Origin of the sequence: Paenirhizobium daejeonense (assembly GCF_014280875.1) — a bacterium.
Lineage (GTDB): Bacteria > Pseudomonadota > Alphaproteobacteria > Rhizobiales > Rhizobiaceae > Allorhizobium > Allorhizobium daejeonense.
This window is the reverse complement of the sequence record NZ_JACLAL010000002.1, coordinates 112,538-138,631: the sequence shown is the minus strand read 5'-3', so window position 1 is coordinate 138,631 and position 26,094 is coordinate 112,538. Positions and strand designations below refer to the sequence as shown.

Annotated in this window: 27 protein-coding genes; 10 read left to right on the top strand and 17 right to left on the bottom strand. The window is 60.0% G+C overall.

Annotated features, from left to right (window positions below; translation table 11 throughout):
• The first annotated feature begins 11 nt into the window (after positions 1–11).
• The 3 genes from H4I99_RS04335 (at position 12) to H4I99_RS04325 (ending at position 3,452) form a co-directional block, all read left to right on the top strand.
• Positions 12–248, top strand: coding sequence for a DUF1127 domain-containing protein (locus H4I99_RS04335; protein ID WP_163899463.1), 237 nt, complete (start codon positions 12–14; stop codon positions 246–248).
• Between the two features lie 210 nt (positions 249–458).
• A complete protein-coding gene (locus H4I99_RS04330) occupies positions 459–1,751 on the top strand; it encodes a hemolysin family protein (protein ID WP_163905721.1) in 1,293 nt (430 codons plus the stop codon).
• Between the two features lie 177 nt (positions 1,752–1,928).
• Positions 1,929–3,452: a helicase HerA domain-containing protein gene (locus tag H4I99_RS04325; RefSeq protein WP_163899461.1), complete on the top strand. Its 1,524-nt coding sequence runs from the start codon at positions 1,929–1,931 to the stop codon at positions 3,450–3,452.
• Positions 3,453–3,488: 36 nt separating this feature from the next.
• Here the strand turns inward: H4I99_RS04325 and H4I99_RS04320 are convergent, their stop codons facing one another.
• The 3 genes from H4I99_RS04320 to H4I99_RS04310 all read right to left on the bottom strand — a co-directional run bounded on the left by H4I99_RS04320 (position 3,489) and on the right by H4I99_RS04310 (position 6,422).
• Entirely contained in the window at positions 3,489–3,911 is a 423-nt protein-coding gene (locus tag H4I99_RS04320; RefSeq protein WP_163899459.1) for a DUF1810 domain-containing protein, read from the bottom strand.
• A 119-nt stretch (positions 3,912–4,030) separates the two neighbouring features.
• A complete protein-coding gene (gene pepT / locus H4I99_RS04315; protein ID WP_163899457.1) occupies positions 4,031–5,269 on the bottom strand; it encodes a peptidase T in 1,239 nt (412 codons plus the stop codon).
• Positions 5,270–5,423: 154 nt separating this feature from the next.
• On the bottom strand, positions 5,424–6,422 hold the full coding sequence (locus H4I99_RS04310) for a TerC family protein (protein ID WP_163899455.1): 999 nt from the start codon (positions 6,420–6,422) through the stop codon (positions 5,424–5,426).
• A gap of 335 nt (positions 6,423–6,757) precedes the next feature.
• On the opposite strand from H4I99_RS04310, the gene rpsD reads away from it, so the two are divergent.
• The 5 genes from rpsD (at position 6,758) to H4I99_RS04285 (ending at position 11,090) form a co-directional block, all read left to right on the top strand.
• On the top strand, positions 6,758–7,375 hold the full coding sequence (gene rpsD, locus H4I99_RS04305) for a 30S ribosomal protein S4 (RefSeq protein WP_163899453.1): 618 nt from the start codon (positions 6,758–6,760) through the stop codon (positions 7,373–7,375).
• 113 nt (positions 7,376–7,488) lie between these two features.
• Positions 7,489–8,415, top strand: a complete 927-nt coding sequence (locus tag H4I99_RS04300) for a glutaminase (RefSeq protein ID WP_163899451.1) — start codon at positions 7,489–7,491, stop codon at positions 8,413–8,415.
• Positions 8,416–8,476: 61 nt separating this feature from the next.
• Positions 8,477–9,364, top strand: a complete 888-nt coding sequence (ttcA, locus tag H4I99_RS04295) for a tRNA 2-thiocytidine(32) synthetase TtcA (protein WP_163899449.1) — start codon at positions 8,477–8,479, stop codon at positions 9,362–9,364.
• 48 nt (positions 9,365–9,412) lie between these two features.
• Complete coding sequence (locus H4I99_RS04290) at positions 9,413–10,240, top strand: inositol monophosphatase family protein (protein WP_163899447.1); 828 nt, start codon at positions 9,413–9,415, stop codon at positions 10,238–10,240.
• A 28-nt stretch (positions 10,241–10,268) separates the two neighbouring features.
• Positions 10,269–11,090: an inositol monophosphatase family protein gene (locus H4I99_RS04285; protein WP_163899445.1), complete on the top strand. Its 822-nt coding sequence runs from the start codon at positions 10,269–10,271 to the stop codon at positions 11,088–11,090.
• A gap of 78 nt (positions 11,091–11,168) precedes the next feature.
• Here H4I99_RS04285 and H4I99_RS04280 read toward each other — a convergent pair whose 3' ends face one another.
• From H4I99_RS04280 to H4I99_RS04255, 6 genes are all read right to left on the bottom strand, one after another.
• On the bottom strand, positions 11,169–12,374 hold the full coding sequence (locus tag H4I99_RS04280) for a multidrug effflux MFS transporter (RefSeq protein ID WP_163905719.1): 1,206 nt from the start codon (positions 12,372–12,374) through the stop codon (positions 11,169–11,171).
• Positions 12,375–12,515: 141 nt separating this feature from the next.
• A complete protein-coding gene (gene grxD / locus H4I99_RS04275) occupies positions 12,516–12,848 on the bottom strand; it encodes a Grx4 family monothiol glutaredoxin (RefSeq protein WP_099058051.1) in 333 nt (110 codons plus the stop codon).
• A gap of 108 nt (positions 12,849–12,956) precedes the next feature.
• A complete protein-coding gene (locus tag H4I99_RS04270) occupies positions 12,957–13,178 on the bottom strand; it encodes a hypothetical protein (protein WP_163899443.1) in 222 nt (73 codons plus the stop codon).
• Between the two features lie 19 nt (positions 13,179–13,197).
• A complete protein-coding gene (locus H4I99_RS04265; RefSeq protein WP_163899442.1) occupies positions 13,198–13,431 on the bottom strand; it encodes a BolA/IbaG family iron-sulfur metabolism protein in 234 nt (77 codons plus the stop codon).
• Between the two features lie 32 nt (positions 13,432–13,463).
• Positions 13,464–15,686 (bottom strand): phosphoribosylformylglycinamidine synthase subunit PurL, encoded by a 2,223-nt coding sequence (gene purL, locus H4I99_RS04260; RefSeq protein ID WP_163899440.1) that lies wholly within the window; start codon positions 15,684–15,686, stop codon positions 13,464–13,466.
• Between the two features lie 149 nt (positions 15,687–15,835).
• On the bottom strand, positions 15,836–17,254 hold the full coding sequence (locus H4I99_RS04255; RefSeq protein ID WP_163905717.1) for an aminotransferase-like domain-containing protein: 1,419 nt from the start codon (positions 17,252–17,254) through the stop codon (positions 15,836–15,838).
• An 81-nt stretch (positions 17,255–17,335) separates the two neighbouring features.
• On the opposite strand from H4I99_RS04255, the gene H4I99_RS04250 reads away from it, so the two are divergent.
• The gene (locus tag H4I99_RS04250; protein WP_163899438.1) at positions 17,336–17,617 is read left to right on the top strand and encodes a DUF1127 domain-containing protein; all 282 of its coding nucleotides are present in this window, start codon (positions 17,336–17,338) and stop codon (positions 17,615–17,617) included.
• Between the two features lie 61 nt (positions 17,618–17,678).
• On the opposite strand, the gene H4I99_RS04245 is transcribed toward H4I99_RS04250, so the two are convergent.
• The 5 genes from H4I99_RS04245 to purC form a co-directional block, all read right to left on the bottom strand.
• Positions 17,679–18,185, bottom strand: coding sequence for an acyloxyacyl hydrolase (locus tag H4I99_RS04245; protein WP_244624909.1), 507 nt, complete (start codon positions 18,183–18,185; stop codon positions 17,679–17,681).
• 173 nt (positions 18,186–18,358) lie between these two features.
• The gene (locus H4I99_RS04240; RefSeq protein ID WP_186663227.1) at positions 18,359–18,742 is read right to left on the bottom strand and encodes a hypothetical protein; all 384 of its coding nucleotides are present in this window, start codon (positions 18,740–18,742) and stop codon (positions 18,359–18,361) included.
• Between the two features lie 50 nt (positions 18,743–18,792).
• On the bottom strand, positions 18,793–19,464 hold the full coding sequence (gene purQ, locus H4I99_RS04235; RefSeq protein WP_163899432.1) for a phosphoribosylformylglycinamidine synthase subunit PurQ: 672 nt from the start codon (positions 19,462–19,464) through the stop codon (positions 18,793–18,795).
• Between the two features lie 268 nt (positions 19,465–19,732).
• Positions 19,733–19,975, bottom strand: coding sequence for a phosphoribosylformylglycinamidine synthase subunit PurS (gene purS / locus H4I99_RS04230; protein WP_099058044.1), 243 nt, complete (start codon positions 19,973–19,975; stop codon positions 19,733–19,735).
• Positions 19,976–20,009: 34 nt separating this feature from the next.
• Complete coding sequence (gene purC / locus H4I99_RS04225) at positions 20,010–20,774, bottom strand: phosphoribosylaminoimidazolesuccinocarboxamide synthase (protein ID WP_163899430.1); 765 nt, start codon at positions 20,772–20,774, stop codon at positions 20,010–20,012.
• A gap of 247 nt (positions 20,775–21,021) precedes the next feature.
• On the opposite strand from purC, the gene H4I99_RS04220 reads away from it, so the two are divergent.
• The gene (locus H4I99_RS04220) at positions 21,022–21,336 is read left to right on the top strand and encodes a DUF1476 domain-containing protein (RefSeq protein WP_163899428.1); all 315 of its coding nucleotides are present in this window, start codon (positions 21,022–21,024) and stop codon (positions 21,334–21,336) included.
• Between the two features lie 51 nt (positions 21,337–21,387).
• On the opposite strand, the gene H4I99_RS04215 is transcribed toward H4I99_RS04220, so the two are convergent.
• The 3 genes from H4I99_RS04215 to purB all read right to left on the bottom strand — a co-directional run bounded on the left by H4I99_RS04215 (position 21,388) and on the right by purB (position 26,077).
• Positions 21,388–23,859 carry a sensor domain-containing protein gene (locus H4I99_RS04215; RefSeq protein ID WP_163899426.1) on the bottom strand — a complete coding sequence of 824 codons (2,472 nt, stop codon included), beginning with the start codon at positions 23,857–23,859 and terminating at the stop codon, positions 21,388–21,390.
• A gap of 218 nt (positions 23,860–24,077) precedes the next feature.
• Positions 24,078–24,632, bottom strand: a complete 555-nt coding sequence (locus H4I99_RS04210; RefSeq protein ID WP_163899424.1) for an RBBP9/YdeN family alpha/beta hydrolase — start codon at positions 24,630–24,632, stop codon at positions 24,078–24,080.
• 143 nt (positions 24,633–24,775) lie between these two features.
• Positions 24,776–26,077, bottom strand: coding sequence for an adenylosuccinate lyase (gene purB / locus H4I99_RS04205; protein ID WP_163899423.1), 1,302 nt, complete (start codon positions 26,075–26,077; stop codon positions 24,776–24,778).
• Between the last annotated feature and the right edge of the window lie 17 nt (positions 26,078–26,094).

The following is a 26,094-nucleotide window of genomic DNA, read 5'->3' as shown; positions in this document are numbered from 1 at the left end:
GACGAAAAAACATGCGCGAAATACAATTCATAGTTGATTTCAACCTCAAGGAAGTCGTGGGGGAACTGCGCCGCGAATTCGGCTTCTGGAGGGTTGCTCGGGCTTTGCTCGCAACTGTCTGGCGGGAGCGGCGGGCATTGAACCGTGTCGATGGTCTCAACAATCACATGCGTCGGGATATCGGCCTCCCGGAGCTTGAGCGCCCGCGGCAGCCGATCAGCCTCAATCCTTGGGGTGCAAGGTTTTGAAACCCGAAGAAGTGCCCGGTAATGTGGTCGCCGGGCACATCTTTCCCGAGGGGTCCCAGTGACTTTAACCGCTCCTCCTGCCCCTGCCATTCAAGGGCTGTCAATTCTTGGGTGCGACAGGGTTCCTGTTTGGAAGGCGGTAGCTTCTATGCTAGAGATCCTCCTCGTTGCCGGACGCTTAGCCGGTGTAGAGGAGCTTTGATTCTCGTTTTGTTAACGGAAATTTTGATCGTCGTTTTTCTGACTCTGTTGAACGGCGTTCTTGCTATGTCGGAATTGGCTGTTGTGTCCTCAAGGGCTGCTCGCCTGAGGGTTCTTTCCGAACAGGGTAATGCGGGCGCGGCAGTGGCTATCAGGCTTGCCGAAAACCCGGGCAGGTTTTTGTCCACCGTACAGATTGGCATTACTCTCGTCGGCGTTCTGTCGGGCGCCTTTTCAGGCGCCACGCTCGGTGCCCGTCTGTCGGAATGGCTTGAATTACAGGGATTATCCAATGGCGCCGCCAATGCTCTTGGTGTCGGCTCCGTTGTTGTTATCATTACTTATCTTTCTTTGATTGTCGGTGAATTGGTGCCGAAGCAGATCGCGTTGCGCAATCCTGAGAGCGTTGCCTCGAAGGTGGCCGGGACGATGTTGATGCTTTCCCGGGTCGCGGCGCCGCTGGTTTGGCTGCTTGATGCTTCGGGCAAGCTTGTCCTTAGCCTGCTCGGTCAGAGCGGTGCGTCTACCGGTACGGTGACCGACGAAGAGATCAAGACGGTGCTTGCGGAAGCGCAGAGCGCAGGCGTCATCGAAACCGAAGAACAGGCGATGATCTCGGGCGTCATGCGCCTGGCGGATCGGACTGCTCGAGGTCTTATGACGCCGCGCCGCGATGTCGAGGTGGTTGATATCGAGGACACGCCTGAGGAAATTCGGGAGACGCTACGCAAGACGCAACATTCCCGTCTTCCGGTTCGCAATGGCAATTCGGACGAGATCATAGGCGTCCTGTTCGTGAAGCACGTTTACGATGCGATCACGGCCGGCAACACGCCGCTGGATATCCGCACCATCATCAGCGAAGTGCCGATCGTGTCGGACCTTGCGAGCGCGATGGATATCATCCAGGCGATGCGCAAGACGCCGCTCCACATGGCACTGGTCTACGACGAGTATGGGCATTTCGAGGGTATCGTTACATCCGGAGATATTCTTGAGGCGATTACCGGCGCGTTCCAGGAGGGGGACGAAGAGGAGCCGTCGCTGGTTCGCCGCGACGATGGCTCATTCCTGGTGGCCGGCTGGACGCCGATCGATGAATTCGTCGACAAGATCCGGGTGACGACAGAAGCCGATCCTGACTACACGACCGTTGCCGGATTTGTGATCGCCGAACTAAAACGCATTCCTGAGCTGGGCGAGAGCTTCGTCAAGGATGGCTGGAAGTTCGAGGTCATCGACCTTGACGGTCGCCGCATCGATAAGCTTCTGGTCTCGCCTGCATCCGAACCAGACATTTGATCCGATCCCAACGCGCTGTGTTCCGTTGAATGCGGCGCGCCGGGCCGGATGTCCGCGCACATTTCCCCTGTGGGTTAATTTTTTCCTGACGCGCGCGTCCGCAACATTTTTGTTATGGCATGATCCGATGCGCCGCTTCGGCGGCATTAAGGATTCGCACTTTTCGAGGTTGGGGAATTGCAGGTCGGGATCGATATGGGAACGGTGTCTGGCGGTCAGCCGGCCAAGCTCGATATCGAGGAGCTTTTGGCCACGCGCCTTTTGGTGCAGGGCAATTCCGGCTCGGGCAAGTCACACTTGCTGCGTCGCCTGCTGGAGCAGTCTGCCCCCTGGGTGCAGCAGGTCATCATCGATCCGGAAGGCGATTTCGTGACGCTTTCAGACAAGTACGGCCACGTCGTCGTGGACGGGGAGCGGACCGAGGCAGAGCTTGCAGGGATCGCCAACCGCATCCGACAGCATCGTGTCTCCTGCGTCCTGACGCTCGAGGGACTCGATATCGAGCAGCAGATGCGGGCTGCCGCTGCCTTCCTCAACGGCATGTTCGACGCCGAGCGCGAATACTGGTTCCCGGTGCTTGTTGTGGTGGACGAGGCGCAGATGTTTGCGCCTTCCGTCGGCGGAGACGTCTCCGAGGATGCTCGCAAGATGTCGCTCGGCGCGATGACCAACCTGATGTGTCGTGGCCGAAAGCGCGGGCTCGCCGGCGTCATCGCCACGCAGCGTCTCGCCAAGCTTGCCAAGAATGTGGCCGCGGAGGCCTCCAACTTCCTGATGGGCCGAACCTTCCTCGATATCGATATGGCGCGCGCAGCCGATCTGCTGGGCATGGATCGCCGGCAGGCGGAAATGTTCCGCGACCTGAAGCGGGGCAATTTCGTAGCACTCGGCCCGGCGCTGTCCCGTCGTCCGCTGCCGATCGTCATCGGCAATGTTGAGACTTCGGCGCGTTCGTCGAGCCCGAAGCTGATGCCGCTGCCGGATGCGCCGCAGGATGTTGAGGATCTGATCTTCACGCCGGACCCGGAAGAGTTCACCCGTCCGATCGTGCGCCGTGCGCCGCCCGCGCCGCGCCCGACCACCGATATCCTTGCCGAACTTTCCCGTTCGACCCCGGCAGCGACCCAGCCGGTCGCGACCGAAAGCAGGGCAGGCAGCACGCCGGAAATCTCGGAAGAGGAGCGGGAAGAGCGCCTTGCTGCGGTTCTCTCGGAAATCCTTGCAGATCCGCAGGCGGCCTATCGCACTGATTCCGTTCTTTATCAGGAGTTCCTCGTTCGCGCTCGCATGCGCCGCGTGCCCGGTCCGCCGATGGCGATGGGCGAGTTTCGCCGTCGGGTGGCGATTGCGCGGGCAGGGGTAGACGAGGAAACGGCAGCCAGCGAAGCCTGGGCGACAGCGCTTTCGCTTTCCGCCGGCGTTTCCGACGATTTGCAGGGCGTGTTCCTGTTGATGGCGAAGGCAGCGATCCGGGGCGAGGCCTGTCCTTCCGATCTGCGTATCGCCAAGGCTTATGGAACGCATTCCGCCCGCCGTGCCCGCAGGCTTCTCGGCTATTTCGAGGAGCAGGGGCTGGTGGTCGTCCATACCGACTTTGCCGGCAAACGCATCGTTGCCTTCCCCGATCTCCAGGCAGAAACCCAGCCTGGCGATCCGAATGCCACCGATGACGGAGCGGACGTTCCTTCGGCAGCCGAATAGGCATGCTGTCGACTGACAGGCGGGTTGGCATGCGGTTCACCTGATCAGGGGCAGGGTTCCCGGGTCCGGCTCACCGCCGTAATATTTTTCCAATATGCCACCGAAGATGTTGGGTGCGGGTGCTGCCTTCGAAAACAGTGTCATCGACGAGCGCAGCTTCAGCACGTCGGGATAACCGAAGATATCCTCCGCGCTCAGCCCTTCGGTCGTCATGAGAATATTACAGCATTCCCAGAGTCTCGGCCCCAGAACCGGGTGGTCGAGATAGGCCGTTGCCTCTTCGAGCGAGGAGATCGCGTATTTCTGGGCCATGGGACTGGTACCAAGCCCGTTCACCTGCGGGAAGACGAACCACATCCAGTGGCTCGTCTTGCGCCCGTTACGAAGTTCGGCGAGCACATGGTCATAAACCGGGCCTTGCGCCAGCACGAAGCGCTCCAGAGCGAAAGGATCGTTCATATATGTTCCTTTCCGTTTTGCGCCGGATCGTTTCAGCCCGAATTCCAGCGTGTCGGAGACATTAGAGCATTTCCGCAATTCCGGACGCAAAGCCGGTCCCCACCTTCGCTGGAATTGCTCTAGCCCGGCGTACGTTCCTCCCAGACCTTGACCAGTTCGACGATCGTTTCGACCGATTTCTCCATGTCCTGCCGGCTCACCCATTCCAACGGCGAGTGATAGGCGTGGCCACCGGTAAAGATATTGGGGCAGGGCAGGCCTATGAAGGACAGACGCGAGCCGTCGGTACCGCCGCGGATGCTGTGCAGTTCCGGCGTCAGGCCGATGCGCCGTACCGCCTCCACCAGATTGTCGACCACCATCGGATGTCGGTCGAGGACGACCTTCATGTTGCGATACTGTTCCTTGATGGTGAAAGTGAAGGTCGAGCCGGGATAGGCCTTCATCACCTCTCTGGTGATGTCTTCGAGCAGGGCTTCCTTGGTCTTCAGCCCCTCTTCCACGAAGTCGCGGATGATGAGGGAAATGTGGGCCTTCTCCATGGAGCCGCTGATATCGACCGGATGGATGAAGCCCTGCTTGCCCTCGGTGGTTTCGGGCGCAATGTCCTTCGGCAGACGAGCGACGATTTCGCTGGCGATCTTGATCGCGTTTTCCATCTTGCCCTTGGCGGTGCCCGGGTGAATGGCGACGCCGGAGATGACGATGTCGACGCCATCGGCTGAAAAGGTCTCGTTTTCGATTTCTCCGACGGTGCTGCCGTCCAGCGTGTAGCCAAAGGCTGCTCCCAGTTTCTCAAGATCGACCTTGTCGGCGCCGCGGCCGATTTCCTCGTCGGTGGTGAAGAGGATGCGGATCTTGCCCCGGCGGATCTCGGGATGATCCATGAGGTATTGCGCAGCCGTCATGATCTCGGCGACACCGGCCTTGTCGTCGGCGCCAAGAAGCGTCGTGCCGTCCGTGGTGACGATGTCGTGGCCGATCTGGTGTTTCAGTTCGGGGTGGTCGGCAACACGGATGACCTGGCTCTTGTCTCCCGTCAGCCTTATATCGCCGCCCTGATAGTTGCTGACGATCTGGGGGCGAACATTGGCGCCGGTGAAGTCGGGTGCCGTATCCATATGCGAGCAGAAGCAGATGACCGGCACCGGCTTTTCGACATTGGCCGGAATGGTGGCGTAGACATTGCCGTGTTCGTCGAGATGGGCGTCCGAAAGGCCGATTGCCAGCAGTTCATCGACCAGCAGGCGGCCGAGATCTTTCTGCTTTTCGGTGGAAGGCTGCGCCGACGAGGCGGGATCAGATTGGGTGTCAATGACGACGTAGCGAAGAAAGCGTTCAAGGACGGTATCGATCATGAGCTATCCGGATTGAAAATATGGAAACCGTCTAGCTATAGCCCTTCGGAGGGCTGTCGTGAATGCTCGGAAGTGATCGGCCGAAACGCCGGGGGCGCACCAAGACGAGGAAGCGGCGCATGACTGCGCCGCACCTCCTGTTTCGAGAGGGTCGCTATTCCTGAGCCAGCGTGTTTGCGCCTGCCTTGTCCTCGTTGCGGGTTGCCCAGAGCGATCCGAGGATACCAGCACCGAGGATGGCGAGGGTCACGCCGAGCGAGACCATGGGGGGGATCTTTGCCAGCCCGAGCATGTCGGCCACGAAGATCTTCGAACCGATGAAGATCAGCACCACGGAGAGTGCATACTTCAGATAAGCGAAGCGGTGAATGAGCGCCGACAGCGCGAAATACAGCGCCCGCAGGCCGAGGATCGCGAAGATGTTCGAGGTGTAGACGATGAAGGGATCGGTGGTGATGGCAAACACCGCCGGAATGGAATCGACCGCAAAGACGAGGTCTGCGAGTTCGACCATGACCAACGCCAGGAAGAGCGGGGTGAAATAGATCTTCATTTTGCCGGAAAAGACGTCTTCCCGCCGGACGACAAAGCGGTGCCCCTCGAGTTTTTCCGTGATCGGCAGATGTTTGCGCAGGAACCGCAGCAGCGGATTGCCCGAGACATCATATTCCTTGTCGGCGGTAAGCAGCATCTTGATGCCGGTGATGATCAGGAAGGCGGCAAAAAGGTACAGAACCCAGTGGTAGTTCTCGACGATAGAGGCACCGGCGGCAATCATGATGCCGCGCAAGACGATGACGCCCAGAATTCCCCAGAGCAGAACCCGGTGCTGGTAGGCGCGGGGAATGGCGAAATAGCCGAAGATCATGGCGATGACGAAGATATTGTCCATCGCCAGGCTTTTCTCGACGACGAAACCTGTCAGATATTCAAGGCCGGCCTGCTGGCCGGATTGCCACCAGACCCATCCGCCGAAGGCAAGTCCGAGCGACATGTAAAAGGCGGAAAGCAGGAAACTTTCGCGGATGCCGATCTCGGCGTTCTTTTTGTGCAGGACGCCCAGGTCGAGGGCGAGTAGAAGTATGACAAGGGCCAGGAAGGAGAGCCACATCCATATGGCGGTCCCCAAGAAGTCTGTCCAAAGAAAATCCATCGAGGCTTTCCTTTGCCGGAACGGTTGGTGATAGCAGCTCCGACATCACGGGAATCCGGCACTCGCGTCAGAGGGGCCCGGTGCTGCGTTCCCTCGAAATGGTCATCGGCACAATTAGTTCAAGCACCAGCCGTTGACTTTCCCGTGATCCGTCGCTATTGAGCCCACCAACGCCGGGCCGTAACGCCCGGTGTTTGTTTTGACATGTCCCGTGGTTTCGTCCGTACGCTTACGTGAGAAACCTGTCAGAGCGTCCAAAACGACGTTCAGAGGAGGGCGTGTTTCCTCGACCGGTTTGGCAACAAACCGGCCTAACTTGTTGAGAAGGAAATACGATGAGCAAGCGCTCTTCATCCAAGTATAAAATTGACCGCCGTATGGGCGAAAATATCTGGGGCCGTCCGAAGTCCCCGGTTAACCGTCGCGAATACGGCCCGGGCCAGCACGGTCAGCGCCGCAAGGGCAAGCTGTCCGACTTCGGTGTTCAGCTCCGCGCCAAGCAGAAGCTGAAGGGTTATTACGGCGACCTGCGCGAGAAGCAGTTCCGCGCCACCTACGACGAAGCAAACCGTCGCAAGGGCGATACCTCCGAGAACCTGATCGGCCTGCTCGAATCGCGTCTGGACGCAATCGTGTACCGCGCCAAGTTCGTACCGACGGTCTTTGCTGCCCGTCAGTTCGTCAACCATGGCCACGTCACGGTTAACGGTGTTCGCGTCAACATCGGTTCCTACCGTTGCAAGCCGGGCGACGTGATCGAAGTTCGTCAGAAGTCCAAGCAGCTCGTTTCCGTTCTGGAATCGGTTTCTCTCGCCGAGCGCGACGTTCCGGACTACATCGAAGTCGACCACAACAAGATGGTTGCTACCTTCGCTCGCGTTCCGGGCCTGTCCGACGTACCGTACGCGGTCGTCATGGAGCCGCAGCTCGTCGTCGAATTCTATTCTCGCTAATTTCTGCGAGAGCGGATTGTGGAAAGCCGCCCCTCGGGGCGGCTTTTTCTATTTGCGCCGCAGCATTCCCCGTTGAATATGTCGTTCGCCGCGCTTTGCATCGAGAGGAAGCCATGGATCTTCAGGCAGTCGTTGACGATATCGTACGCGACCTTCAGCCCCGGCTCGGCGAGGGCAAGGTGGCGGATTACATTCCGGAACTGGCGCGTGTCGATCCGAAGCAGTTCGGCCTCGCGATCACGACCGTGGACGGCACCACCTATACTGCGGGCGACGCGGATACGTCCTTCTCGATCCAAAGCATCTCCAAGGTCTTCATGCTGACGCTGGCGCTCGGCAAGGCCGGGGAATCCGTGTGGAAGCGGGTTGGCCGGGAGCCGTCGGGCTCTTCGTTCAATTCCATCGTCCAGCTCGAACACGAGCACGGCATTCCGCGCAATCCCTTCATCAATGCGGGCGCCATCGTAATCACAGACATGGTGCTGGCCGGCCACAAGCCGCGGGAGGCCATCGGCGAGTTCCTGCGGTTCATGCGTTTCATAGCCGATGACGATTCCGTCACCATCGACGAGAAGGTGGCACGTTCGGAGCAGGAGACGGGCTTCCGGAACTTTGCGCTCGCTAACTTCATGCGCGGCTTTGGCAACTTGCAGCACCCGGTCGAGCACACGCTTGGCGTCTATTTTCACCAGTGCGCGCTGGCGATGAGCTGCGTGCAGCTTTCCCATGCCGGTCTTTACCTTGCCAATCGTGGAACCAATCCGCTCACCGGCTTTTCGGTCGTCTCGCCGAAGCGTGCGCGGCGCATCAACGCGCTAATGCTAACCTGCGGCCATTATGATGGTTCCGGCGACTTCGCCTATCATGTCGGCCTGCCGGGCAAGAGTGGCGTCGGGGGCGGCATCCTGGCGATTGCGCCGGGCAAGGCGTCAATTGCGGTCTGGTCGCCGGGGCTGAACAAGGTCGGCAACTCCGCGCTCGGCTCGGTGGCGCTGGAAATGCTTGCCACGCGCACCGGCTGGTCGGTCTTCGGGACTTGATCTTGTCGATCCAAACAGGCATTTGCAGTGACGAGCGCCATGAGCGCACCGGAGCCAGCCCATGAACGTCCTGCCATCCGCCGAAACTTTTGCAGCCGACGCCGTCGAAGACGACGATCTTTCGGCGGGCGCCCATCCGGTCTTCGCCGCCGCACCGCGTTCCGTCAGCTTCAACAAGCTGCGTAAGCGCCTGATTCGTCAGGTGCGCCAGGCATTTTCGGATTTCGACATGCTGAACGGCCAGAAGCGCTGGCTGGTCGGTCTTTCGGGCGGCAAGGATTCCTACGGCCTGCTCGCCATCCTGCTCGATCTCAAATGGCGCGGTCTGCTGCCGGTCGAGCTGATCGCCTGCAATCTCGATCAGGGCCAGCCGAATTTCCCGAAGCACATCCTGCCGGACTATCTGTCCTCGATCGGTGTGCCGCATCGCATCGAATATCGGGACACCTATTCCGTGGTGAAGGAGAAGGTTCCGCATGGCGGGACCTATTGTTCGCTCTGTTCGCGTCTCCGGCGCGGCAATCTCTATCGCATCGCCCGCGAGGAGGGCTGCGACGCGCTGGTGCTCGGTCATCATCGCGAGGATATCCTCGAGACCTTCTTCATGAACTTCTTCCATGGCGGTCGTCTCTCGACGATGCCGGCGAAGCTCCTGAACGACGAGGGTGATCTGATGGTGCTGCGGCCGCTTGCCTATGCGGCGGAAGACGACATGGCGCGCTTTGCCGAGGCCATGGCATTTCCAATCATTCCCTGCGATCTCTGCGGGTCTCAGGACGGGCTGCAGCGCAATGCGATGAAGGAGATGCTGGCGGGGATCGAGGCAAAGATGCCGGGACGCAAGGACGCGATGCTCCGTGCACTCGGTCATGTGGACGCCTCGCACCTTCTCGACCCGAAGCTCTTCGATTTTTCCGGTCTCGCTGTCACGCAGTCGTCATCCGAGTAGTGCAGCGGGAGATCTTTCCTCTGCCAACAGTTTCCGGAAAGAATATCCATGTTTGACGACGCCCACCTCGATCTTGTGCTTGATATCGTGAAGGAGGCGGCGGGAGCGGAAATACGCCCCCGGTTCCGTCATCTGGAAGACGGTCAGGTGAGCGAGAAGAAGTCGTCGATCGATCTGGTTACCGATGCCGACCTGCTGGCCGAGAAATTCATCACCGAACAGTTGCTCGAACGTTGGCCGGACGCCCTGATCGTTGGCGAGGAAGCCTATGAGAGCGACAGGAGCGTCGTCGGGCGTCTGCGCGAGGCGGAGCTTGCCTTCGTCATCGATCCAGTCGACGGAACTTTCAATTTTCAGGCCGGTTTGCCGATCTACGGCACGAACCTCGCCGTGGTCCGTAAGGGCGAGACCGTCGCAGGCCTCATTCATGAATCGGTTCTCGGCGATACTCTCCTTGCGGTTAAGGGGGCGGGGACTCACTTTCTCGGGGCCGATGGCAGGCGTAACCCGATCCGGGTCGCAGGGCCGGTTGCGCTTTCGGATATGGTTGGAACGATCTCGGTTAACGACCTCGCCTATGAGGAAAAGCGCCGGATCGCCGGCAATCTCGCCAAGACGAAGATGGCTTTCGGCTATAACTGCTCGGCCTACGAATACTGGATGGTGGCGACCGGCAAGGTGCACTTCATCGGCCATCACAGCCTCATGCCGTGGGACCATCTCGCGGGTGTGCTGATCCACGCCGAAGCGGGTGGCGTGACCTCCAGGTTCGATGGCACGCCCTATCTGCCGGGAGACACGAGTGGCGGCATCATTTCCGCTCCCGACAAGGATTGCCGCGACATGATCCTGCGCGAAGTGATATTCGCCTCATAACAAGAATCTGAAGCCCGAAGGAACCGTCATGGAAAGTCTCGATATCGCCGCACTCGCCAATCTGCTGCAGGAGGCGGCGGAAACCGAAATCCTGCCACGCTTCAGAAATCTCGGCACGGATGATGTGCGGATGAAGTCGGAGGCGATCGATCTGGTCACCGAGGCGGATGAGGCCGCGGAGCGGGTGATCCGCGCGCGTGTCGAGGCCTTGATGCCCGAAGCCGTCTTCATCGGCGAGGAGGCGGTCGCTGCCGATCCCGGCCTGCTCGGCAAGATCGAGGATGCCGAGCTGGCGGTGATCGTCGATCCCATCGACGGCACCTTCAACTATGCGGCGGGCCTGCCGCTATTCGGCGTCATGCTTTCCGTCGTGCGTAAGGGCGAGACGGTTGCCGGGCTGATCTACGATCCGATGGGCAATGACTGGCTGCTTGCCGAGAAGGGCTCCGGCGCATGGCTCTGCCGGCCGGACGGTCAGCAGGAGCAGATGGCGGTCGCTCCGTCCGTGCCGCTTTCGCAGATGGTCGGCATCGCGGCAGTGACCTATATGGAGCGCGAGGCGAAGCGGCAGACGCTTGCCAATCTCGCCGATGTCCGGCTCTTCACCAGTTATCGCTGCTCGGCGCATGAATATCGTGCCTTTGCCGCGGGACACCTGCATTTTCTGCAGTATCGCAAGCTGATGCCCTGGGACCATCTGGCTGGCACGCTGATTTCGGCTGAAGCCGGCGCCTATGTACGCAAGCTCGATCGAACGGCGTACCGTCCCTATGATTTCGAAGGCGGCATTCTCGTCGCTTCTGACGAGGCAAGCTGGAACGAGTTGCGCGAGAAGATCTTCAATGTCTGAAAGTCTTCGGGTATGTAACTGAAAAAGGCGCGGGAGCCATTCGGTTCCCGCGCCTTTCTTTTCTCTGCCCGGAGGCTCTTACACCGGCTTGTTGTGCGGCCGGAACAGCTGGCCGCGTTCGGCGATCAGCACGAAGACGAGGCCGATCAGCGAAACGCTGAAGAAGCCGGCCACCAGCGGCAGCGCTGTGCCGTTGAACGACTGCCCTATGATCGCGCCGATCAGGGAGCCACCGACGGTGCCCATGAACCCGAGGACGGACGAGGCCGTGCCGGCGACGTGGCCGAGCGGCTCCATGGCGAGCGAGTTGAAATTCGAGCCGATCCAGCCGAACTGGAACATCGCCAGCGCGAAGAACACGATGAACAGCGGGAAGGGCATGGGTTGGGGTCCCAACACCTGCACCACCAGCCAGACGGTGTTGATGGTGATGAAGCCCAGCAGCGAAGCATGCGAAAGGCGCCGCATGCCGAATCGGCCGACGAGACGGGCGTTGACGAAGGAGGAAAGCGCCATGAACAGCGCAACTCCCGCGAATGCCACGGGGAATAGCGCTCCCAGTCCGTAGATGCCTAGATAGATCTGCGGTGCCGAGTTGATGAAGCCGAACAGTGCGCCGAAGATGAATGTACTGGCGATCGTGTAACAGAGCGAGACACGATTGGTGAGCACGATCCGGAAGCCCTGGAAGATGGACTTCGCGGTAAAGGGGCGAACATCGTCCGCGTGCAGTGTTTCAGGAAGGCGCAGATACATCCACAGGCCGACGACGAGCGCCGCAGCGGCCATGAACACGAAAATCCAGTGCCAGTGACCGAACACCATGATGACCTGACCGGTACCGGGTGCAACGACCGGGATGATCATGAACACCATCATGATGAGCGACATGACTTCCGCCATCTGGCGGCCGCCGTACACGTCGCGCACGATGGAGATTGTAATGACGCGGGTCGCAGCCGAACCGATGCCCTGGATGAAGCGCAGCGCGAGCAGTGTGCCGAAAGACGGCACCAGCACCACCATCAGGGATGACAGCACATAGATGCCGAGGCCGAACAGCATCGGATTACGACGGCCGAAACGGTCGGCGATCGGGCCGTAGAAGAGCTGGGCGATGCCGAAGCCGATCAGATAGGCGGATACCACATATTGGTGGTGGTTTTCGTTCTGGACGTTGAGTGAAGCGCCTATCTGTGGCAGGCCCGGCAGCATGATATCAATGGCAAGAGCATTGAGCGCCATCAGGAAGGCCATCATGGCGATGAATTCCGCTCGTCCCATGCCTCTAAGATTGGCGGGGACGGACTGTAACGTTTTAGTCATGATGCGTGCCCTAAAAACAACGATAAGGCGTTGCTGATGGCAACGCCTTTTCAAATCGAAACGGAAATGAATTCCCGCTTTATGCGGGTCAGGTGATGATCAGGCTGCGCCGCGAACGGCGATGCCCTGGTCTTCGAAATGTTTCTGCAGCTCGCCGGCCTGGAACATCTCCCGGACGATGTCGCAGCCGCCGAGGAACTCACCCTTGACGTAAAGCTGCGGGATCGTCGGCCAGTTGGAATAGTCCTTGATGCCCTGGCGAATTTCGCTGTCTGCCAGCACGTTCACGCCCTTGTAGGCGACGCCGAGGTAGTCGAGAATCTGGACGACCTGGCCAGAGAAACCACACTGCGGGAACTGCGGGGTGCCCTTCATGAAGACGACCACGTCGTTGGTCTTTACTTCATTGTCGATGAAATCGTGAACGCTCATGGGATTTCCTTTCACACGCGGTTTCAAGGGCCGCTGTTTAAACGTTTCTTCTAGATAGCAAGTGCATGCCGCATTTGCCAGTGCAATCAGCGCGCCGAACGAACGGGATCAGCTCTTGCGCTGCCGGCTGCGGCTGGTCGCACTACGGCGGCGGCTGACCTGCTTCTTCGCAGGCTTGCTAGTGGTCTTCTTGGTAAAGCGTCCGGTGGTGGAGGAGCGCGTCTGCCGCTTGGTTCGGCGTGTCGCTCCTTTTTTTGTGGTTTTCTTCAGGATTTCCTTCAGAACGCCCTGAACGACATTCTCCACCACTTCCTTGATCAGATCGGCCATATCGCTTCCCCGCCCGCGTTCAGTCCGGAATGGAGGTCTGCAGCGCCAGCGCGTGCAGCACTCCGCCCATGTTGCCCTTCAGGGCGTCATAGACCATCTGGTGCTGCTGAACGCGCGTCTTGCCGCGGAAGGCTTCCGCAACGACTTCGGCAGCGTAATGGTCGCCATCGCCTGCCAGATCCCGGATCACTACCTTGGCACCGGGAATGCCGGCCCTGATCATGTCTTCGATATCGCCCGGTTTCATAGCCATTGTGGTTCTCCCTGCTTTTTGGAAGCGGCCGTTCAGGCCACTTCGCCATTCATGAAGTCAGGGAACCACGATTCATAGGCCGAGCGCAATTCCTCAATTGCGACCCCGCGGGCCTTGCCCAGCACGACGTTGTTACCGCCGGTGCGGCCGATCCAAGGGCAGAAAACACCCGCTGCTTCGGCCCGGACCAGAACTGCATCGACGTTCTTTTCGTCAACGGTCACGACATAGCGGCCCTGATCCTCACCATAGAAGACCGGGATCGGATCGGCACTTTCGAGCGCGTTGATCGTCGCGCCGATGCCCGATGCAATCGCCATTTCAGCGACGGCCAGTGCGAGCCCGCCGGAGGAGCAATCGTGAACAGCGGTCGCGAGACCGGCTTCGATAAGGCCGCGAACGAATTCACCGACCTTCTTCTCATGGGCGAGGTCGACATGCGGAGCCGGGCCATCGGTGCGGCCGTGGATATCGCGGAGATAGACCGACTGCCCCAGATGCGTGCCCCAGCCCGACGGAGCGCCGGCGAGCAGGATCGCCTGACCTTGGGCGGCGAAGCGGATGCGGGCCATCTTCGACCAGTCCTTCATCAGGCCGACGCCTGCGATGGTCGGGGTGGGAAGGATCGCCTGACCGTTGGTCTCGTTGTAGAGCGAGACGTTGCCCGAGACGATCGGGAAATCGAGCGCCTTACAGGCCTCGCCGATGCCTTTGATGGCAAATACGAGCTGGCCCATGATTTCAGGGCGTTCCGGATTGCCGAAGTTCAGGTTGTCGGTGGCGGCAAGCGGCAGTGCGCCGGTTGCGGTGATGTTGCGCCAGCATTCGGCGACAGCCTGCTTGCCGCCTTCGAACGGATCGGCTTCGACATAGCGCGGCGTGACGTCGGATGAGAAGGCGAGCGCCTTGGTCGGGTGGGTGTCGACGCGGATCACGCCGGCGTCGCCGCCCGGAAGCTGCAGCGAGTTACCCTGGATGAGCGTGTCGTACTGTTCATAGACCCACCGGCGCGAGGAGTTGTTGGCGGAGCCGACCAGCTTGACCAGCGCTTCGGCGACATCGGCCTGTGGAACGTCGTTTTCAGCGAGCGGGGCCGGGGCCTTCGGCTCGATCCACGGACGGTCGTATTCCGGTGCCTGGTCGCCGAGCTCCTTGATCGGCAGGTTTGCGACTTCCTCGCCCTGATGGATGACGCGGAAGCGCAGGTCGTCGGTCGTGTGGCCGACGATGGCGAAGTCGAGGCCCCACTTGACGAAAATCGCCTTGGCGACCTCTTCCTTTGAGGGTTCCAGAACCATGAGCATGCGCTCCTGGCTCTCCGACAGCATCATCTCATAGGCGGTCATACGCTCTTCGCGCACCGGTACCTTGTCGAGCTCAAGTTCGATGCCTAGGTCGCCCTTGGCGCCCATTTCGACGGCCGAGCAGGTGAGGCCTGCCGCGCCCATGTCCTGAATGGCGATGACGGCGCCGGTCGCCATCAGCTCGAGGCAGGCTTCCAGAAGGCACTTTTCGGTGAAGGGGTCGCCAACCTGAACGGTCGGGCGCTTCTCCTCGATCGACTCGTCGAATTCCGCCGATGCCATGGTCGCGCCGCCGACGCCATCGCGGCCCGTCTTGGCGCCGAGATATACCACCGGCAGCCCGACGCCCTTGGCTTCGGAAAGGAAGATGCCGTCGGACTTGGCAAGGCCGGCCGCAAAGGCGTTGACGAGGATGTTCCCGTTATAGCGGGCGTCGAACTCGACTTCGCCGCCAACAGTCGGAACGCCGAAGGAGTTGCCATAGCCACCGACGCCAGCAACGACGCCAGCCACGAGGTGCCTGGTTTTCGGATGATCCGGCGCGCCGAAGCGCAGTGCGTTCATCGCGGCAACCGGGCGGGCGCCCATGGTGAAGACGTCGCGAAGAATGCCGCCGACGCCGGTCGCCGCACCCTGGTAAGGCTCGATATACGACGGGTGGTTGTGGCTCTCCATCTTGAAGACCACGACGTCGCCATCATCGATATCGACGACACCGGCGTTTTCCCCGGGACCCTGAATGACGCGCTCGCCCTTGGTGGGCAGCGTGCGGAGCCACTTCTTCGAGGACTTGTAGGAGCAGTGCTCGTTCCACATCGCCGAGAAGATGCCGAGTTCGGTGAATGTCGGCTCGCGGCCGATAAGCTGCAGGATCCGTTCGTATTCGTCCGGCTTGAGGCCGTGGGCGGCTACGAGTTCGGGAGTGATTGCAATCGTGTTGGAGATCGTCATCGCTTGTCCTGGGGCTTGTCCTGGGGGCCTGTCTGGCGCTGGCCTGCTGCGGAAAATCGGCGTTTCGGCGCCTCTTTAGCGCATGTGAGCCGACAGTGCGACAGGAAAATGCGGCTGGCAACAGCCGCTTCGATGCTGGGGGAGACGGGTCAGGCGATACTGTCGTAGCCCGCGCCGCCGTTTTCAAGCAGCCGCCGCACGACGGCAAAACCGCTGCGGATCTCGTCGCGATCCGTTGGAGAGGAAAAACCGATCCGCGCCCGGTGCAGGACCTTTTCGGAACGGCCGGCCTTGAACTCGTCCTCGTCGTCGATCAGCACGCCTTCGGCGAGTGCTGCATTCTTGAAGGTGACCGACAGCCAGGGATCGGGGAGCGCAAGCCAGAGGAAGGGGATGGATGGGCTCGAGCGGTAGTCGAAGCCGTCGAGATACTCGCGGGCAAGTGCCTCTCTCGCTGCTATTTCCTGGGCGCAGAGCGCGCGGATGGTTCTCGCATCGCCTGAAAGTACCAGCCGGGCGCAAAGTTCTGCCAGCAGGAAGGGAATGCCGCCGGTCATCATCTTGTGGGCGATGCGTACACGCTGAGCGAAATGGGGAGGGCAGGCGACCCAGCCACCGCGCACACCGGCCGCAACGGATTTCGACAGGCCGCCGACCATGAATGTCCGGTCGGGAGCGAGTGCCGCGAGCGGCGGCAGCTGCTGCAACGACATGGAACCGTAGAGATCGTCCTCAATGAGCCAGACATTGTGCTTGCGGGCGATATCGACCAGCGCCCTGCGTCTCTCGATCGGCATGACTGCGAGGGTAGGGTTCTGGGCGGAGGACATCACGAAGGCGACCTTCGGGTGCTGCTGGGCGCAGACCCTGTCGAAGTCGTCCGGCAAGATACCGTTCTCGTCGCTTTCGACCAGCGCCGTGCGGCGGCCGGCCAATCCGGCGCCGCGGCTCACCTGCGAATAGGTGAGGTGCTCGAATATCACGCGGTCGCCGGGGGCTGTCACTGCGCTGATGACCGCCATGATGCCGGCATGGGCGCCGAGGGTGGGGACGATGTTCTGCGGATCGGGCGCCCAGTCGCCCTTGCCGAGCCACTGGGCGCCGGCGGCAAACCAGTGATCCGGGAAACTACGGGTATAGCTCGCAATATCGACCGGGTGATCGCGCAGGATCCCCTCGATATGGCTCTGGAGATATGCGCCCTGACCGACGTCGGGGGCGGCCGTGCTGTCGAAACGGATCTTGCCGGGCGGTGCTGTCATCGACCGTGTGCCGACAAGCGCGGAGGCGACAGGATCGACTTCTCCATTGGGAGGCGTGTCGCGCGTATCGCGTACGAACGTGCCGCGTCCGACTTCGCCGGTTACCAACCCTCGTTCATGGACAAGCGAATAGGCGCGACTGACGGTGCCGATGGTGATGCCGAGATCGAAGGCTAGATTGCGTTGCGGCGGAAGCTTGGCTCCCGCGGGAAGCGTACCGCCGGCGATCGACATTTCGATCTGGTCGGCGAGACGGACATAGATCGGGCCTTTGCCCTGGGAAAGATCGGGAAGCCAATTTGTCATCATGACAATTCAATATATTGTCCCCATCATTGAGTCAATGTTACCCAATTTGCATCGAGAAATAATACGTTGGGTGAGGAAATGACTGATTCTGTGCGGTATATTGATGCAATTGATACAATGTGGCCTGATGGCTACGCTCGCGAGGCCCTGTTTCGCTCCAGTGGCGACATGCTTGCCCCTGCACCGCCGCCAAAGGGGGGCTGGGCCAAGCTGCTGCAGTCCGTTTCTCATTGGCGGATGAAGCGCAGCGGGCGACTTGCGCTTCTCGAACTGAGTGAAGACCAGTTGAAGGATATCGGGGTGACGAGGATCGAGGCAGAGCGTGAGGCACGCAAGTCCTGGATGCTGCTTCGTCCGTGAGCGGGGTTGGGATGCCGCGTCTTGCTGGGGCGCCTGATCGCAGCAGCGGCGGACTTCGTGCCTAGAACTTGTAGGCAAACATCACGCCTGCATGGCTGATGCCGTCATTGACGTCGCAAAGGTCCGCGTTCGACGAATGATCGATGGTCGCAAGGATATCGACCTTTTCAGTCACGCGGAAACCGGCTGCGGCATATTCATGGAAAAGCACGCTGCAGCCCAACTTGGGGCCTTTGGTGCCGTCGTCATCCAGATCACCGTTGTGCACGGTACCGCCGAACCCGAGATCGATGAACAGGCGGTCGGTAACATCGACCTTCCAGTTGAAACCTGCATAGACTTGACTGGCATTGCCGGCAGTGCTCACGGATAGTCCGGCATGAATCTGCGGTCGAAGAAGTTTGTCCTTCCATGTGGTTGCGTTGGCAGAATCCAGCGGATCGAAATAGAGAACGACTGTTGGATAGAAGCCTGATTCGAAAGTACTCTTTGCCTGGATGGAGGCGGTCGCGCCCCACCGGATTTCCTTGACCGACCAGTCCGTGGCCAAGGATGCGTTGGAAAACAATGAGATGCTTGCTGCCAAATAAAGCGGAAGGCGGATGCATTCGAGGTATCTGCAAACAATCATGACAAAAAATCCGTGTCGTTTCGCAGCGAATGCGAAACGCTAGCACAGGTTGCACCCCGCGCCGAAACGGTTTTCTGAATCGTGTGTCAAACGCCGCGTGCAAATGCGGGTCAGCAGTCCTTGCCGCCGCGGGCCCAGCGGTTGACATCGGAGGTAATGCGGGAAGAAACGGGCTCACCCATCATCGGACCGAAGGCGTCGAGACGCGCCGGACGACCTTCCGCCTGCACCACGAGAAGCGGACGAATGTCGCCGGAGCCCTTGCGGACGAGAAGGATACGCGGCTTGCCGGAGAAGGAATTGAGTTCCGGCGCCATTGCGTAAGCCTTGAAGGCCGGATCGCCGGACTTGATCCAGCAACGATTGGCGCCGACCGCCACCTTTTCCATGATGTCGAGCGGGGACGGTCCATGGGACGCCGACGGCTGTGGCTTCGACTGGCAGGAGGCGAGGGCAATGAGGGGAAAGACGGCAAGAAGGAGGGCGGAGCGCATGCTGAATCGCTTTTCGTTCATTGGGCGCCCGCTCTCTATCATTCGACTGGTTAAGCAGCGATTACGTCGAGGGCGGATGCGAAGATACCGCGTCCGTCATTGCCGCCATGGGCTGCTTCGATCAGGTTTTCCGGATGCGGCATCATGCCGAGAACGTTGCCCTTCTCGTTCATCACGCCGGCGATATCGTTGATCGAACCGTTCGGATTGGTGCCTTCCGCATAACGGAACACGATCTGCCCGTTGCCTTCGATGACCTTCAGGGTTTCCGCATCCGCAAAGTAGTTGCCGTCGTGATGAGCGACGGGGCTGCGGATGATCTGACCCTTGGCGTAGGCGCGGGTGAAGTCGGTGTCGGCATTGACGACCTCGAGTTTGATTTCACGGCATACGAACTTCAGCGAGGCGTTGCGCATCAGCGCGCCCGGCAGAAGGCCCGCCTCGAGCAGGATCTGGAAGCCGTTGCACACGCCGAGAACCTTGACGCCCCGCTCTGCAGCCGCCTTCACCGCCTGCATGACCGGCATGCGGGCTGCGATTGCGCCGCAACGCAGGTAGTCGCCATAGGAGAAGCCACCGGGGATGACGATGAGATCGACATCCGGAAGTTCGGTTTCGGTCTGCCAGATCGTCACCGGCGCATTGCCGGAAATCTTGGTGAGCGCCGCAATCATGTCGCGGTCGCGGTTGAGGCCGGGGAGTTGCAGGACGGCAGATTTCATGGGTGTGGCTCAAACCTTGTTTGTGCTTCGGCCAGTTCTCGTTGATCGAGATGACCCTCTATCCGATCGATCGAGGCGATCCATTACCTGCGACATCGTTCCCCGCAGATTGTTGAGATCGCCTTGCATCAGGTGCATGTGGTTTCGCAGGCTGTCTATTTCCTGCTGCATTTCGCACTGGCCGCTCCTCGATACCGAAAGGTCCGATTGCGAAAGCTCTCGGACAGTGGCTCCGGGATTGCTCGGCCATCCCGTCGCTCATCAACCCTCAGGCAATGGCGATAGTATAGTTCTCGATGACCGTGTTTGCGAGGAGTTTCTCGCACATGGCCTTGAGGTCGGCTTCCGCCTTGGCCTTGTCTGCACCTTCAAGCTCGAGGTCGAAGACCTTGCCCTGGCGGACATGGCCGACACCGTCGAAACCGAGTGCGCCGAGTGCGCCTTCGATCGCCTTGCCCTGCGGGTCGAGGACGCCGTTCTTGAGGGTTACGGTCACGCGTGCCTTGATCACTCTCAATCTCCGTAGATTACTTTATATCAGCAGCTTACTTGACGAGCACCGGACCGGTGCCACGCAGCGGCTCGTTTTCATTGATGATGCCGAGGCGCTTGGCCACTTCCTGATAGGCTTCGAGCAGGCCGCCGAGATCCTGGCGGAACCGGTCCTTGTCGAGCTTTTCATTGGTCTCGATGTCCCACAGGCGGCAGCTGTCGGGCGAGATCTCGTCGGCGAGGATGATGCGCATCATGTCGCCTTCGTAGAGGCGACCGCACTCGATCTTGAAGTCGACGAGCTGGATGCCGATGCCGAGGAAGAGGCCGCTCAGGAAGTCGTTGACGCGGATGGCGAGCGCCATGATGTCGTCAAGCTCGGCGGGGTTGGCCCAGCCGAATGCGGTGATGTGCTCTTCCGAGACCATCGGGTCTGCGAGCGCGTCGGACTTATAGTAGAATTCGATGATCGAGCGCGGCAGAACGATGCCTTCCTCGATGCCGAGGCGCTTGGCGAGCGAGCCGGCGGCGACATTGCGCACGACGACCTCGAGCGGAATCATCTCCACTTCCTTGATCAGCTGCTCGCGCATGTTCATGCGGCGGATGAAGTGGGTCGGAATGCCGATCTTGTTCAGGTGGGTGAAGAGATATTCGGAAATGCGGTTGTTGAGAACGCCTTTTCCGTCGATGACTTCGTGCTTCTTCTTGTTGAATGCGGTGGCATCGTCCTTGAAGAACTGGATCAGCGTGCCGGGCTCCGGACCCTCGTAAAGGATCTTGGCCTTGCCTTCGTAAACACGGCGGCGACGGTTCATGGCTGGTTTTCTCTGCTGTTGGCGTCACACTGGGGACGCTGTGGAACGATTATTGAAGCGGTCCCTTAAAGGAAAACCACGCTTTTCACAATGCGGCTGTTGTTACCTCCCCGGATTTCGTCCAAACCAAGGCGCGGCTCGGAGAATCAGCATGCGTCCCAAGTTTGCATTGCACTTTCTACAGCCTTTTGATTAATGGGGGAAACGAAGCCCCCGTATGGTGACGGATACTTTTTGGGAGATACACATGAGCGGTATGGGTGATCGCGAAAAAGCCTTTGAAAACAAGTTCGCACACGATGAGGAACTTCGCTTCAAGGCGGAGGCACGGCGCAACAAGCTTATCGGGCTCTGGGCCGCAGGCCTGCTCGGCAAGGCGGATCCCGATGCTTATGCCAAGGAAGTCGTCGCTGCCGATTTCGAGGAAGCCGGCGATGGCGACGTCATCCGCAAACTCAAGGGCGATCTGACTGCCGGCGGGGTTACGGTTTCCGACGAGGAACTGCGCACGAAGATGATCGAATTCCTGGCCGAGGCTGTCGCTCAAATTCAGGGCGAATAAGCCTCTGTGTTGGGGCGGTCACTCAGGCCGCCGGAGAATTTCGTCGCCCTTTCAACTGAACGGGCGACGCCACGTTTCGCCAGCGATGAAATCTGCGGTCTTGGAAAATGCCATAGGGCGGGCCAACCCGAAGCCCTGCAGCACGTCGCAGCCGAGTGCCGCGAGTATCCGGACATGTTCCGGCGTTTCTACACCTTCCGCAGTAACGCCGATATTCAATGATCGCCCGATATCGATGATCGACCTGACCAGTTTGCGCTGTTCGGTCGATTGTGTGACGTCGCGCACCAGTTGCCGGTCGATCTTGAGTGATTTCGGGTTCAGTCTGAGCAGGCTGACGATGGAGGCGTGGCCCGTGCCGAAGTCGTCGATCTCGAGGTCGACACCAAGCTTTCGCAGATGGTCGAGGTTCTCCATCGCCTGTTGGTCATATTCATCAAGGAAAATCGATTCCAGCAGTTCAAAGGACAAGGTTCCGGGATCGAAGGTCAACGTGCCGAGTTTTTTCCGCAACTGCGGGTCATGCAGGCGACGGGTCGAAACGTTGACCGATATTTTCGGCACGCTCAGGCCGAGTGCGCGCCACTTTTCGAAGTCGGCAAGAGCCTTTTCCAGGATGAGCGCATCGATCTGAGGCATTACGCCGAGTTCCTCCGCCACTGAAAGGAAACGGTCGGGCGTCAGCAGGCCTTGTCGGGGATGCTTCCAGCGTGCCAAAGCCTCGGCGCCGGCAATTGCAAGACTGCGCGCATTGAACTGAAACTGATAGTGGGGGACGAACTCGTCGTTCTCCAGTGCCCTCAGGATCTCATCGGAAAGCCTTCGGGTGTCCACCATGTGCCGGTGACTGTCGCGGGAGAAGAATTCGTGGCGGTTACGGCCTCGGTTCTTGGCGTGATAAAGAGCGATATCGGCATTTAGCAGCAACTGCCGCGCATCGAGTTCAGGGCCCAGTTCGCAGGCAATCCCGATGCTGGCGCCGAAGCGGCACTCATGGCCATCATAGGATACCGGTTTCCTGAGTTCCGATATGATGCGGTCGGCTAGTTGCGCGAGTTCGCGTTGGGAGCCCTCGAAACGCGCGAGGAAGACGAATTCGTCGCCGCCGATGCGGGCGACGAAATCGCCGACACGGGTATTTGCCTTCAACACTTTCGCTGCATGCTTGAGCATCATGTCTCCGGCGCTGTGGCCGAGCGTGTCGTTGATTTCCTTGAAGCGGTCGAGATCGATGTGAAGTACGGCAAGGCCGCCGGTCGTCGTGCTGGCGGCCTCGGTGAAGCTGTTCAGTTTCTCATCGAGATAGCGGCGGTTCGGAAGATCGGTCAGGTAGTCGTGCATCGCAATGTGCTCGATGCGGGCCTTTGCTGCCTCCAGTTCAGCGTTGCGGGCCTCTGCGAGCGTCTTGGCACGCTCCAGTTCGCGGTGGAGAGCGAGGTCGGCAGTCACGTCCCAGTTTGCCCCGATCATCTTTCGATGCCCGTCCTGGTCGACAAAGGGCAGGGTGCGCGAGCGGATATATCGGATCGAGCCGTCTTCCAGAGTGACACGATACTCATCGGAGAAAGGAAGCAGATTGGCTACATGATGATCCACCTTGCTGAAGACTCGTTCGGCGTCCTCCGGATGCAGCATCTGCTCCCATATGCCGCCAATCTGCATCCTCTGGCTTCCCTTGATGCCGAAGAGGGTCATCATGCCGTCGTCCCAGTCCGAGGTGCCGGCATCGAAGTCCGTTTCGAACACGCCGATATGTGAGACTTCCAAAGCAAGCTTCAGCCGCCGCGACATGTGCGCGATCTTTTCCTCAGCCAGCTTGCGGCTGGTAATGTCGACGTCGGTTCCGATGATGCGTCGCGGCGCGCCTTCTTCATCCCAATCGACGCAGGCGCCGCGACATTCGATCCAGACCCAGTGTCCGTCCTTATGCCTTTCGCGATATTCGAAAGTCATATAGTCAGGATCGCCTGCCTTCTGCCGTTCCACACAAAGAACTACGCGCTCGCGATCATCGGGATGCACGAACTCCAGCCACTCTTCGGTCGTGGGGGGCAAGGGGTCGTCCGGCGCAAGGCCGCGAATGGCACGCCATTCATTGGAGTAATACCATGTCCCGAGATCCTGCCGGTAGTCCCATACGCCGGTGGATGAACTGACCAGGGCGTCCTTCCAGCGGCTTTCCCTGTCAGAGAGATCCAGTTCGCGCTTCTTGATTTGCGTTATATCGCAAAACTGTACCAGAAGATTGGCGGATGGCACTGTGTTCGCGGTCATTGCCTTGACGTGCGCCATCATCCAGAGAGGGGATCCATCATCCGTGACAAACTGCAGTTCGAGTGGATGTGTCTCCGCCTTGGACGAAAGCGACGTAAGCTGGAGGGCGGAAAAGACGCTCCGATCGTCGTCCTGCAGATAGCCGATGAGGAAATCAGCCGAGCCCGCTTCTCTCTGGACAGGCAATCGGTCGAAATGAAAATTGGTTGCCAGAATGCGGCCGATCGGGTCGAGCACAATGCTGGGCATAGGCAGTCCCGCCAGGAGCTCACGGATGTTGGAAACCCCGCTGGCACCGGAAAGGCTGACTTTGTTTGAACCCGGATGCAAGGACGACCTATCGACAACGTTCGGTTGGCTCAAGGCTAACGGCCTTCCATTAAGAAGCGCTTAAACCCGATCCGCTCGCATCAAGCGTATGGCAGTCCCTTCGTGCTAATGGCCTTCGAGGCCGGTCGCCTGCGGAATTACCCCTGCAGGCGGCTGAGAAACTGGGCAAAGACCATAGTTCCCTCGGGCCAGGGGCCGTGGCCGGAATCCGTATTGATGTGCCCGGATTCTCCCGCGTCGATCAGCAGCGAACCCCAGGCGCCGGCTATATCGTCCGCGTGTTCGTAGGTGCCGAATGGATCGTTGCGGCTGGCGATGGTGATCGCCGGAAAGGGCAGCGGATCGCGTGGATAGGGACCGAACGTCATCAGGTGTTTCGGCCTGATGGAAGGGTTGGCGACATCTGGAGGAGCGACGAGAAACGCACCCTTCACCTTGTCTCCAAGGTGGGGAATGGCATGGATTGCCGTGGGTACGCCGAGCGAATGGGCGACCAGCACGACGGGACGTGTGGACTTGTTCACTTCCTCGACGACGCGAGCGACCCAATCCTCGCGCACGGGCTTTGCCCACTCTGCCTGTTCGACACGGCGGGCGGTGGAGAGCTTTGTCTCCCACCGGCTTTGCCAGTGATCGGGACCGGAATTGGTATAGCCGGGGATGATGAGGATATCTGCGTCTGAAGCTTTCATGCGCCTTATCTGTTTATTGGTCGAGGTTTCGTCAAGGAGCTTGGCCGGGTACGGGCGACAAAACCAGTCATAAAGTCCATCCCCAAAAACGAACAATCCGGCCCGCGTCTCCACGGGCCGGATCGCAGTTGAACGGGCTGGTCTCAGCCGAAGACACGCTTGAAGATCGTGTCAACGTGCTTGGTGTGGTAGCCGAGGTCGAACTTCTCGCGGATTTCCTCTTCGGAAAGGGCCGCGCGAACTTCTTCGTCGGCGAGCAATTCCTCAAGGAAATCCTTGCCTTGCTCCCATACCTTCATCGCGTTTCTCTGGACGAGACGATAGGCATCCTCGCGGCTGACGCCAGCCTGGGTGAGGGCCAGAAGAACGCGCTGGCTCATCACGAGGCCGCGGAACTTGTTCATGTTCTTCAGCATGTTTTCCGGGTAGATCACCAGCTTCTCGATGACGCCGGCAAGGCGGTTCAGCGCGAAGTCGAGGGTGATCGTGGTATCGGGGCCGATGGCGCGCTCGACGCTGGAGTGGCTGATGTCGCGTTCATGCCAGAGAGCCACGTTTTCCATGGCCGGGACGACGGACATACGCACCAGACGGGCAAGGCCGGTCAGGTTTTCGGTCAGGACCGGGTTGCGCTTGTGCGGCATGGCGGACGAACCCTTCTGGCCTGGCGAGAAGAATTCCTCCGCCTCCAGAACTTCGGTGCGCTGCATGTGGCGAATTTCGATCGCGACGTTCTCGATCGAGGATGCGATTACGCCGAGGGTGGCGAAGAACATGGCGTGACGATCGCGCGGGATGACCTGCGTCGAGACCGGCTCGGGAACGAGGCCGAGCTTTTCGCAGACATGTTCCTCTACGCGGGGGTCGATGTTGGCGAAAGTACCTACGGCGCCGGAGATCGCGCCGGTTGCAACTTCCGCCCGAGCTGCCACGAGACGGGCGCGGTTGCGGACCATTTCGGCGTAGAAGCGGGCGAATGTCAGACCCATGGTGGTGGGTTCGGCGTGGATGCCGTGGCTGCGGCCGATGCGCACCGTGTCCTTGTGTTCGAAAGCGCGGGCCTTGAGGGCGGCGAGAACGCGGTCCATGTCGGCGAGCAGGATGTCGGCGGCGCGCACGAGCTGGATGTTCAGCGTGGTGTCGAGCACGTCGGAGGACGTCATGCCCTGATGCACGAAGCGGCTGTCGGGGCCGATGAACTCGGCAAGATGGGTGAGGAAGGCGATGACGTCATGCTTGGTGACGGCCTCGATCTCGTCGATGCGGGCGACGTTGAACTCGGCGGCCCCACCCTTTTCCCAGATAGTCCGTGCGGCTTCCTTCGGGATCACGCCCAGATCGGCCAGCGCATCGCAGGCATGGGCCTCGATCTCGAACCAGATACGGAATTTGGTTTCGGGAGACCAGATGGCGACCATTTCGGGCCGGGAATAACGCGGGATCATGGGCTTTTCTTTCCTTG

What these genes read in the sequence shown, in the direction of transcription:
- H4I99_RS04335 (WP_163899463.1), top strand. Translation starts at nt 12, where the DNA reads ATGCGCGAAATACAATTCATAGTTGATTTCAACCTCAAGGAAGTCGTG.
- H4I99_RS04320 (WP_163899459.1), bottom strand. Translation starts at nt 3,911, where the DNA reads ATGAACGATCCTTTCGCTCTGGAGCGCTTCGTGCTGGCGCAAGGCCCG.
- pepT (WP_163899457.1), bottom strand. Translation starts at nt 5,269, where the DNA reads ATGATCGATACCGTCCTTGAACGCTTTCTTCGCTACGTCGTCATTGAC.
- H4I99_RS04310 (WP_163899455.1), bottom strand. Translation starts at nt 6,422, where the DNA reads ATGGATTTTCTTTGGACAGACTTCTTGGGGACCGCCATATGGATGTGG.
- rpsD (WP_163899453.1), top strand. Translation starts at nt 6,758, where the DNA reads ATGAGCAAGCGCTCTTCATCCAAGTATAAAATTGACCGCCGTATGGGC.
- H4I99_RS04300 (WP_163899451.1), top strand. Translation starts at nt 7,489, where the DNA reads ATGGATCTTCAGGCAGTCGTTGACGATATCGTACGCGACCTTCAGCCC.
- ttcA (WP_163899449.1), top strand. Translation starts at nt 8,477, where the DNA reads ATGAACGTCCTGCCATCCGCCGAAACTTTTGCAGCCGACGCCGTCGAA.
- H4I99_RS04290 (WP_163899447.1), top strand. Translation starts at nt 9,413, where the DNA reads ATGTTTGACGACGCCCACCTCGATCTTGTGCTTGATATCGTGAAGGAG.
- H4I99_RS04285 (WP_163899445.1), top strand. Translation starts at nt 10,269, where the DNA reads ATGGAAAGTCTCGATATCGCCGCACTCGCCAATCTGCTGCAGGAGGCG.
- H4I99_RS04280 (WP_163905719.1), bottom strand. Translation starts at nt 12,374, where the DNA reads ATGGGACGAGCGGAATTCATCGCCATGATGGCCTTCCTGATGGCGCTC.
- grxD (WP_099058051.1), bottom strand. Translation starts at nt 12,848, where the DNA reads ATGAGCGTTCACGATTTCATCGACAATGAAGTAAAGACCAACGACGTG.
- H4I99_RS04270 (WP_163899443.1), bottom strand. Translation starts at nt 13,178, where the DNA reads ATGGCCGATCTGATCAAGGAAGTGGTGGAGAATGTCGTTCAGGGCGTT.
- H4I99_RS04265 (WP_163899442.1), bottom strand. Translation starts at nt 13,431, where the DNA reads ATGGCTATGAAACCGGGCGATATCGAAGACATGATCAGGGCCGGCATT.
- purL (WP_163899440.1), bottom strand. Translation starts at nt 15,686, where the DNA reads ATGACGATCTCCAACACGATTGCAATCACTCCCGAACTCGTAGCCGCC.
- H4I99_RS04255 (WP_163905717.1), bottom strand. Translation starts at nt 17,254, where the DNA reads ATGACAAATTGGCTTCCCGATCTTTCCCAGGGCAAAGGCCCGATCTAT.
- H4I99_RS04250 (WP_163899438.1), top strand. Translation starts at nt 17,336, where the DNA reads ATGACTGATTCTGTGCGGTATATTGATGCAATTGATACAATGTGGCCT.
- H4I99_RS04240 (WP_186663227.1), bottom strand. Translation starts at nt 18,742, where the DNA reads ATGCGCTCCGCCCTCCTTCTTGCCGTCTTTCCCCTCATTGCCCTCGCC.
- purQ (WP_163899432.1), bottom strand. Translation starts at nt 19,464, where the DNA reads ATGAAATCTGCCGTCCTGCAACTCCCCGGCCTCAACCGCGACCGCGAC.
- purC (WP_163899430.1), bottom strand. Translation starts at nt 20,774, where the DNA reads ATGAACCGTCGCCGCCGTGTTTACGAAGGCAAGGCCAAGATCCTTTAC.
- H4I99_RS04220 (WP_163899428.1), top strand. Translation starts at nt 21,022, where the DNA reads ATGAGCGGTATGGGTGATCGCGAAAAAGCCTTTGAAAACAAGTTCGCA.
- H4I99_RS04215 (WP_163899426.1), bottom strand. Translation starts at nt 23,859, where the DNA reads ATGCCCAGCATTGTGCTCGACCCGATCGGCCGCATTCTGGCAACCAAT.
- H4I99_RS04210 (WP_163899424.1), bottom strand. Translation starts at nt 24,632, where the DNA reads ATGAAAGCTTCAGACGCAGATATCCTCATCATCCCCGGCTATACCAAT.
- purB (WP_163899423.1), bottom strand. Translation starts at nt 26,077, where the DNA reads ATGATCCCGCGTTATTCCCGGCCCGAAATGGTCGCCATCTGGTCTCCC.